The sequence below is a fragment of the Maribacter sp. genome, from assembly GCF_049667165.1.
Lineage (GTDB): Bacteria > Bacteroidota > Bacteroidia > Flavobacteriales > Flavobacteriaceae > Maribacter_A.
Window position 1 is genome coordinate 1 of record NZ_JBATHS010000174.1, and the last position, 8,932, is coordinate 8,932.

Below are 8,932 nucleotides of genomic sequence, written 5' to 3' on the forward strand. Positions count from 1 at the left end.
TGGTCGATGGGCAATGGACGGCCTCTGCCATGATGTGGGAACCCGTGAAAGCTTTGGAACAATCCTATATTCGTACGAAGCAGGAGGGTTTTAAAGGGTTTCGGGATATGATGGATATACGTACCAATTCCTCCAACAATACTGTCTATGCAGATGCCGAAGGAAACATTGCCTATTTTCATGGGAATTTTGTGCCAAAAAGGGATGGGTCATTCGATTACTCCCAACCTGTAGATGGCAGTAATCCCAAAACCGATTGGCAGGGGTTACATACCGTTGATGAGAATATTCTATTGGCAAATCCGGAGAACGGTTGGTTACAGAATTGCAATTCAACACCTTTTACCGCCGCTTTGGAGTTTAGTCCCAAAAAGGAAAACTATCCTAATTATATGTCCATCGATCAGGAGAACTTTCGTGGAATTCATGCGATAAACCTCCTCAAGGACAGAAAAGGGTACACGCTGGATAGTTTGATCAAACTGGCGCATGATCCCTATCTGCCTGCCTTTGAAAAGTTGATTCCAGTATTGGTCAGAGCCTATGATAAACAACACGATAAAAATCCTAAATTACGAGAGGCCATAATCGTTTTGCGAGGTTGGGATCTCAAAACCTCAAAAAAATCGGTGGCAATGACCTTGGCCCATTTTTATGGTACAAAGGTATTGGAGTTGGGGATGTCTGGAAAGATAAAGGAAAGTCCCGACCAAATGGAACTATTCGATCATGTCGAAAAATACCTTTCCAAGGAAGAAATGCTGGATTTATTTGAAACAGTGGTTTCAAAACTCAATGAAGATTTTGGCACGTGGAACATGCCGTGGGGAGAGGTAAACCGATACCAACGCATTAATGGTGATATTCACCAACCCTTTGATGATGATAAACCCAGTATTCCAATAGGGTTTGCTTCTGGCCGATGGGGGGCCTTGGCGGCATATGGGGCACGTTATACCAACAATACCAAAAAAATCTATGGCACCCGTGGTAATAGTTTTGTGGCTGTGGTTGAATTCGGTGAAAAAGTAAAAGCAAAAAGTATATTGGCCGGTGGACAAAGTGGAGATCCCGATTCCCCGCACTTCAATGATCAGGCCCAGCGTTATGCGGACATGCAATTCAAGGAGGTTCCTTTTTATAAGGAGGATGTACTGAAAAGGGCAAAAAAGACCTACAAACCAGGGGAACGGGAATGAAAGAAACTGATGCGTCATTCGAGCATAGATGGAATCGACGCTAATTCTTCCATGAAACAATCGATTGTGAATGAATACCGTGTTTCTCTGCCGTCCGCTTGGTATGGGAATATACCAAACTTCAATTCTTTCAAGTAAAAAAGTTAATTTAGCCCGTCAACCATTAAAGGAATCAATTGCGACAAGAAAAGGCCCTTGCAATATTAAAATCAGGTAAAAATGTGTTTCTCACAGGTTCTGCCGGTACGGGTAAGACCTATGTTCTTAATCAATATATAGCTTATCTCAAGGAACGGAAAATACCCGTGGCAATTACGGCCTCTACCGGTATTGCAGCTACCCACATGAATGGTATGACCATTCATTCATGGGCAGGTTTTGGCATCAAAAATCGTCTTACACGAGGGAATCTTGCTGTTATGCAAACCAAGAAATACCTTAAAAAACACTTGGAAGAAGCCAAGATCCTTATCATCGATGAGATTTCGATGTTGCACAAGGACCAATTGAAAATGGTCGATGAGGTGCTAAGGTTTTTTAAGGGAAACAATGAGGTTTTTGGGGGGATACAAGTGGTATTCAGTGGGGATTTTTTTCAATTGCCACCTATAGGCCAATCTGGCGAAAAGAGTAGGGACAAATATGCTTTTATGTCAGAAGCATGGGTTAATGCGAATTTGTACGTCTGTTATTTGACTGAGCAATACCGACAAGAGGGCGATAGTGTGCTGAACAGGATATTGAACGAAATCCGTACGACCAATATTTCAAAGGACAGTTTGCAACAACTTAAAAATGCAATGAACAATAAACTCAACGTCTTGGATACGCCGACAAGATTATTCACCCATAATGCGGAAGTAGATCAGATCAATCTAGGGGAATTGCAAAAATTAAAGGGACGCACAAGAAAGTACAAAGCATCTACCAAGGGCAATAAAAAATTAATAGAGACCTTAAGGAAATCTGTCTTGGCACAAGAAATTTTGGAATTAAAGGTAGATGCCAAAGTGATGTTCGTGCGTAACAATCCAGAGAACGGCTACGTAAATGGTACCCTGGGAAAGGTCATTGATTTCAATGAGGGGGGATTTCCTGTCATACAGACTCTTAAAGGCAATAGAATTACAGTAAAACAAGAAACATGGGGGGTCCAAGATGATCATGGTAAGATGTTGGCCAGTCTGGATCAAATACCCCTGCGATTGGCTTGGGCCATTACGGTACATAAATGTCAGGGAATGACCCTTGATGCAGCCACTATTGACCTTTCAAAGACCTTTGAAAGAGGGCAGGGTTATGTTGCACTCTCTAGGTTAAAGAATATTGAGAATCTTCAATTGGAAAGCTTTAATGAAATGGCACTTATGGTAGATTCTTTGGCCCATAAGGCCGACATGCGTTTTCAACAATTATCCAATTGTGTAGATATAGACAATGAGTTAAATGAGCTTGAAAAAGAGGCCAAGGCTTTTGTGAAGCATTGTGGTGGACTTATCGATCCAGAAGAAATCCAGAAACATTCTAAAAGAATAAAGGAAACGAAGAAGTCGAAAAAATCTACCTATGCTATCACTATGGATTATTTAAAACAGAAAATGCCCTTAGAAGAAATCGCCAAGGAACGGGGACTTTCGAAGGGGACAATTACCGGTCACCTCATACGCTTGCGAAAAGATTATCCTAAAGAAGATTTGGAATTTTATCGACCAGACACCAAATTACTTGAACAAGTGGCCGAGGCAAGAAAAAAGATAAAAGGGGATATAGTGGGACTTAAACCATTATTTGACGGACTCGAAAAGAAAGTAGATTATGAGCTTATTAAATTAGCCTTAGCCTTTTTGTAAAAGATTACTCTTTCGTTATGATCAAAGTGGCAACAGATCCCTCGGAGAGCAACCATTTGTTGGCATAAATCAATTCCCCCTTATCGTCATACACATTGATCTGTGCGGTATTCGGACTGGAAGAACCTTCATTAAGCGCCTCAAAATCCAACCGGTTAAAGCCTTTTTCCAAATCCACATTCACCCCTTTAAAGCTTCCCGTGAGTAGCACATTATAGTCGATGACCGTACCATTCACTGAAATCTTGACCCGATCTCCATCGACATATTCATGATCTCGACAGACAATACCCACAAATTTGCCATCGTTTTTGATATCGCCGAGGTATTGATCGCCGAAGCGCTCCGAAGAACCCCCTTGCTTTTCGGACCTTCCTACTTTCGGGTCTAATTTTAAATCATGACCGGCTTGAAGCAGCCCGTTGTTCAGATTCATATTTACCGGAATATTGGTAAGGGAATCCCTGAGATTGACATTCGGTTTCAGATCAATGACCGATGGAATATTCAAAGCCGCTCCTTGTGACGTATTATTGTTGTCATTGGGATTGGTAATCGTTCCAATTTCTAGGGGTGTAGTATTGGGCAAGTCGGTCTGTGCGGTCGCAATAAAGGACAGCATAAACAAAGAAGTAAAAAATAGTGCAGGTCTTGCGTACATTGTTAATCCATAAAATTTCGCAATAAAGATAGCAATTACCCTGCCATAGGGACTTAAAGGCCTGTTAATTTCGTTATGTTGTAATATTGGATGCCCATCTTCAAACATAAATGAAATCTACACTATTGTTGATGGTTTAATGGGTTGCTTGTAATTGTTGAAGAAAGGATTTGTAGTTTTGGTTATCTGGATACAACTGTACAAGCTGGGTACCGATTCCCCGTGCTTTTTGAATTTCCCCATATTTTGAATATAAAAAGGCCAAGGTATATAACAGATCTTCATTGGTAGGTGATAGCGTCAGTCCTTTCAACAACGTATTTTTTGCCAATACCCGCTCATTGGCATTGTCATACAGCAAGCTTAGATTGTAATAGGCCCGTATATTTTCGGGCATATGTTCTATGGCTTTTTCCAGTTGGGCAATAGCTTCTTTACTTCTTCCTTCCTCTGCCAATAAAAGTGCCAAAGAGTAGTACGTTGGGCCATACTCCGGCTCTTGCTCTATGATGGTTTTAAAGGCGTTTTCCGCCTTGTCAAAGGCACCATTCCTATAGTATAGATTGGCTAAGCTGGTTCGTACGATATTGTTCAGATCATCGATTTCCAATCCTTTTTCATAATTTTCAATGGCCTTTTCGAGATCTCCATGTTTAAGGTAGTAACTGGCTTTTTTGGCCATTCCTCCAGCAAAATCAGACGTAGCGTTCAAATAGGTGAAAAATTCTTTTTTCACCTTATCATAGACTTCTTTATACGGGGTTGGAATTTGATTTTCTTTCAAATCTCCCAAAGCGTAAAAGGCCTTTACCCTAACCGATCGTTTTTCATCTTTTAAAAAGGGCAGCAGGTGAGTTGAATACTCGGAGGCATTGATATTCCCTAAGACATCGAGTGTAGCGGCTTTGACCAACGGAGAGGCATCGTCCAAAAAGGGCATCATAGTGGTTATATCATTGGCATTTAGGTAATGTTGAAGTCCACTAACAGCTGACGCTCGGGCTATCTCAGGCTGCATGGTATCCCGTATCAATTTTAACAACGATTCCTTTCCATTGGGATCACCATTGAGGCCTGGAGCCAATAGTTCTGAAAAGTGTTTGTTTTTTGGGATACCGTACTTTTCCTTATAATCTTGCCATGCCCATGCATCATCTTTGTCCTTGTGGCAACCGGTACAGGCATTTGGAGTGCCATATTTTAAGCTCAAATCAGGCCTGGGTATTCGAAAGCTATGGTCCCTTCTAAAATCATTGCCCATATAATACCGCCCTGTCATATGGCAATTTATGCATTGACCCGCTTCTGAACCGACTTCATGGAAATGGTGTTTTGGGGTGTCATATATATCGGGAACATGACATTGGGCACACAGGGCGTTGCCCTGAAATTTAAGTTCCAGTGAATGCGGATTGTGGCAGTTTGAACAAGTAACGTTGTTCTGATACATTTTACTTTGCACAAATGAGCCATACACGTAGTCTTCATCCAAAATCTGCCCATCTATAAAATAGAGCCTATCGGTAATCAATTGTGGAAAATAATGATCTAGCATCGTACCTTCAAAATTGAAAAGTTCGGAAACCTGCTCCCGTCGCATATGACACCTTGCACATTGGTCGACCAATTCTTTTGGATTGGTATTTAAGGTCATTTGCATGGTTCCCGATGCTTTATATTCTTCGCCCAATCGGTTGGCTTCATCAACATGCTGTTTGCCTGGCCCATGGCAAGCTTCACAACTCACATTGATCAATGCATATTTCGTGTCATAACCCTTGGTTTCCGGATCATAGTTTTTCCTGACATTTGTGGAGTGGCAATCAGAGCACATCGTATTCCAATTCAGTCCCCCTCTCGACCAGTGCAACCATTCTGAATGTACCACCTTGAAATCGGGATATAGATCAAACCATTTGTTTTTCTCGGTATCCCAAGCCGTTCTTAGACATTGGTACCTTCCATTTGGGAATTTAACGATGTATTGCTGTAAGGGGGTGATCCCGAAAGTGTAAATAATCTTATAATCATGGTTTTTACCATCTGGACCTTCTGTATTGACAAAGAATTCCTCCCCTTTGGCATAGAACTTTGATGTTACGCCCTGACTGGTGAATTTTTCTCCCTTGAACCCTGCCAATATGGTTTTTCTGTTCGCTAATTGCATGGCCTTGTCATGATGGGAACCTTCCCAGTCCTTATACTCGGTCTCATGGCATTTTTTACAGGCTTCATCACCTAAAAAGTTAACATCCGGAATTTGATCGGTGGAAGTGAATATTTCATGAAGATTCTCGGGAGGTATGTCTACATACTCGGATCTTTTTTCCTCATTACAAGAAATATGAAGTGTCATTATAACTAAAATGGATAGGAAACGAAAAAAAACCTTCATAAGTGTTGGTACTTGGATAGCAAGAGAAACTAATGGAAAATGATGCGATCTTTCATCTTGATCTCAAATGATAATCAGAATTGGATCTACATTTTTTCAAGTCCCAAAGATACTTAATTATAGACCTAATAGTAATTGGGTTACTGGATAATTCAATTAAAACTTGTAGGTGAAAGATAGGACATAGGTGTTTTTTCCAGCGGAAAATCCAACATTCATATGCTGTTTAAAATAAGGTTTGGTGAAAATGTAAGTACTGCCTATCCCAATTATCGCTCCAGCCAAAACATCCCAACCATCGTGGTATCCATCTGGCGCTTCAGTCCTGCTTATTGCTACCAATGTTGCCAAAATATAGGCTGGTGTTCCATATTTCCAACCATACCTACGTTGGATAAAAGAAGCGCCAGAAAATGCAGAAGAAGTATGCCCCGAAGGGAAGGAATCGAAATGGTTTCGTCCTTCAGGCCGTTGTTTATCGGTCAAATATTTCAAAGAATAGGTTATGGCCAATGTAGTACCGTAGGAAAATGCCATTTTTTTTGTGCCCTCATAATCCTTATGAATCAATGTCATAAGTCCAGCGGTTACTGGTAGGGCAATCTGAAGAACATCCCCAGTGTCCTCCAAAAGATATTCCCAACGCTCATGTTTCGAAGTAGGACCATCGATATCTTGGGAATACCCATTGTTGAGAATAATGGAAAAGCACGCAACTAAAAGTAACGATATATCACGCATCCTATGCGGGTTTATTGCCTTTGATTCAGCTAGTTACCCATAAAACGTTGAAAAATTGAATAATAGTACCCTTTCAATATAAATAAAAGCAATCGATAATAAATTGCTAGCCGTTATTCCAATACTGTGGGTGGGTGTCCTCGGTCTCTTGGTTCCAATAATCCTGGGTTACTTTTCGACCGTCAAAAGTATTCAGCCTACGTTGAAAAACCCATATTGTGGGGTTGAAAACCATATCGGTAACGCCAACAGTGTATAATTGGGGTTCTTCTTCCGAAGGTCTTTTTTCCTCTTGTACAATGACTTCGAAACCATTATGCTCCAATAATTTTTTTAGAAAATCCTTACGGTTTTCATCAACTTTCTTTTCAACAAAAGTTACCCTGGTATCTTCGATACTGCCAAATGAATGTTTTCCTTCGAGTGCCATGAGTTCTAATTAAATATACCACTAAGGTTGTAAATATAATCGTATAGTGGACTATATAGTCCAAGTGCCAATATGCCAATTACGGTAATCAATAAACCGAGGCGCATATAAATCTTATTCTTGAAAAAAGGGATGGCATTATCGCTCTTTCTCAAGAACATGGCGCGTACCACGATTAAGTAATAATATAGCGATATGGTTACGTTTACTACGGCTAGGAATACCAATAAATAATAGCCCTCACTGGCCGCGGCGGTAAAAAGAAAAAACTTGCCAAAGAACCCTGCGACCGGGGGGATACCCGCCAAAGAGAACAACGCTAACATCATCACCAAACTCAACTTGGGATTGGTGCGGTACAAGCCTTCATAATCAGTGATATTTTCCTTGCCGGTTTGCAATGATATCGCTTGGACTACCCCAAAGGCAGCCAAGTTTGAGAATATATAGATCAATACGAAGTAGACAATGGTGGCGGTTCCCAATTGGGTGCCTGCAATCAAGCCCAACAAAATGAACCCTGCCTGGGCTATGGAGGAAAATGCCAAAAACCGCTTCATGTTTTGCTGTCTCAATGCAAATAAATTACCAATGAACATGGTCAAAACAGCAATAACGTAAATCATGTTTTCCCAAACATGCATCAAAGGCTTCATGACGGTGAACAATAATATCATCAAAATGAATACTGCTGCTCCTTTTGAAATAACGGATAGATAGGATGCCACACTGATGGGTGCCCCTTCATACACATCGGCGGTCCAAAAATGAAAGGGCACCAATGAGATTTTAAAGGCCAACCCTGCAAAGAACAATATCATGCCCAAAATGGTAAGGTTGGTCGCAGAAATAATTTGAATAATATCTTCAAAATAGATGGATCCTGAAGTGGCATATAACATTGAAATGCCAAATAAAGAAACCCCGGATGCCAGTGCAGAAGACAGTATCAATTTAATGCCCGCTTCACTTGATTTTCTATTGGCGGTTTCATAGGCAGCCAAGGCGGCTATAGGTAGCGTTGATAATTCCAATCCTAAATAGAACATTAAGAAATCACCTGATGAAATCATAAAATACATCCCTAATAAGGAAGAAAAAAGGAGTATAAAAAACTCTGTACCCTTATTTTGGCCCATTACTTTTTCTTGCAACCAATCCGCAGATTGTAACAAAAGGATAAACACCCCGATATTTAAAACGTTCTTGAAGAAATGAATCATTCCATTCGTTCTGAACATGCCACCAAAAAGGCTGGATTCATCGGTAGGCAAAAAACCTACAATGGTGTGCACCCCAAACAAGAAAATGGCTAAGTGTACGATACTATGTTTTTTGTTCTGAGGAATAAAAATCTCAGCAATCAACAATAATAAGGTCAATGCCAAAAGCAGTATTTCGTGACGCATCAATAAGAAACTATCAAAATTCATTTTAGTTCTCTTTTAAAATGTTCAGTATTTATAAGGTCTCGACTGCCGTGCCCGAGGCAGGCGGGCGCTCGACCGGACAATTACTGTATCCTTTTTTAGTGTTAGCCAAATTATCTAGGGTTTAATTTTAATACTATGTATTTCCTTATTCATTATAAAACCCCTTGTATAAAAGGTTGTAAACTATCCAATATCATATCGCTTAACCAAAGGGGCGCAACAC

At 40.5% G+C, this 8,932-nt stretch carries 7 protein-coding genes; 2 read left to right on the plus strand and 5 right to left on the minus strand.

Annotation, left to right across the window (positions count from 1 at the left end):
• Both WBM98_RS09215 and WBM98_RS09220 read left to right on the plus strand, forming a co-directional pair.
• Positions 1-1,199 (plus strand): penicillin acylase family protein (locus WBM98_RS09215; RefSeq protein WP_424365731.1); only part of this gene is annotated, 1,199 nt, incomplete at its 5' end.
• 176 nt (positions 1,200-1,375) lie between these two features.
• The gene (locus WBM98_RS09220) at positions 1,376-3,049 is read left to right on the plus strand and encodes a helix-turn-helix domain-containing protein (RefSeq protein ID WP_424365732.1); all 1,674 of its coding nucleotides are present in this window, start codon (positions 1,376-1,378) and stop codon (positions 3,047-3,049) included.
• Between the two features lie 4 nt (positions 3,050-3,053).
• On the opposite strand, the gene WBM98_RS09225 is transcribed toward WBM98_RS09220, so the two are convergent.
• From WBM98_RS09225 to WBM98_RS09245, 5 genes are all read right to left on the minus strand, one after another.
• Positions 3,054-3,671: a hypothetical protein gene (locus WBM98_RS09225; RefSeq protein WP_424365733.1), complete on the minus strand. Its 618-nt coding sequence runs from the start codon at positions 3,669-3,671 to the stop codon at positions 3,054-3,056.
• A gap of 175 nt (positions 3,672-3,846) precedes the next feature.
• The gene (locus WBM98_RS09230; RefSeq protein ID WP_424365734.1) at positions 3,847-6,066 is read right to left on the minus strand and encodes a tetratricopeptide repeat protein; all 2,220 of its coding nucleotides are present in this window, start codon (positions 6,064-6,066) and stop codon (positions 3,847-3,849) included.
• 195 nt (positions 6,067-6,261) lie between these two features.
• On the minus strand, positions 6,262-6,846 hold the full coding sequence (locus tag WBM98_RS09235; RefSeq protein ID WP_424365735.1) for a phosphatase PAP2 family protein: 585 nt from the start codon (positions 6,844-6,846) through the stop codon (positions 6,262-6,264).
• A 106-nt stretch (positions 6,847-6,952) separates the two neighbouring features.
• Entirely contained in the window at positions 6,953-7,276 is a 324-nt protein-coding gene (locus tag WBM98_RS09240) for a hypothetical protein (protein ID WP_424365736.1), read from the minus strand.
• A 5-nt stretch (positions 7,277-7,281) separates the two neighbouring features.
• Positions 7,282-8,709, minus strand: coding sequence for an NADH-quinone oxidoreductase subunit N (locus WBM98_RS09245; protein ID WP_424365737.1), 1,428 nt, complete (start codon positions 8,707-8,709; stop codon positions 7,282-7,284).
• Positions 8,710-8,932 lie beyond the last annotated feature (223 nt).

Bases quoted from the DNA above. Each gene is read 5' to 3' on its own strand.
- WBM98_RS09230 (WP_424365734.1), bottom strand. From the start codon at position 6,066: ATGACACTTCATATTTCTTGTAATGAGGAAAAAAGATCCGAGTATGTA.
- WBM98_RS09235 (WP_424365735.1), bottom strand. From the start codon at position 6,846: ATGCGTGATATATCGTTACTTTTAGTTGCGTGCTTTTCCATTATTCTC.
- WBM98_RS09245 (WP_424365737.1), bottom strand. From the start codon at position 8,709: ATGAATTTTGATAGTTTCTTATTGATGCGTCACGAAATACTGCTTTTG.
- WBM98_RS09240 (WP_424365736.1), bottom strand. From the start codon at position 7,276: ATGGCACTCGAAGGAAAACATTCATTTGGCAGTATCGAAGATACCAGG.
- WBM98_RS09225 (WP_424365733.1), bottom strand. From the start codon at position 3,671: ATGCTGTCCTTTATTGCGACCGCACAGACCGACTTGCCCAATACTACA.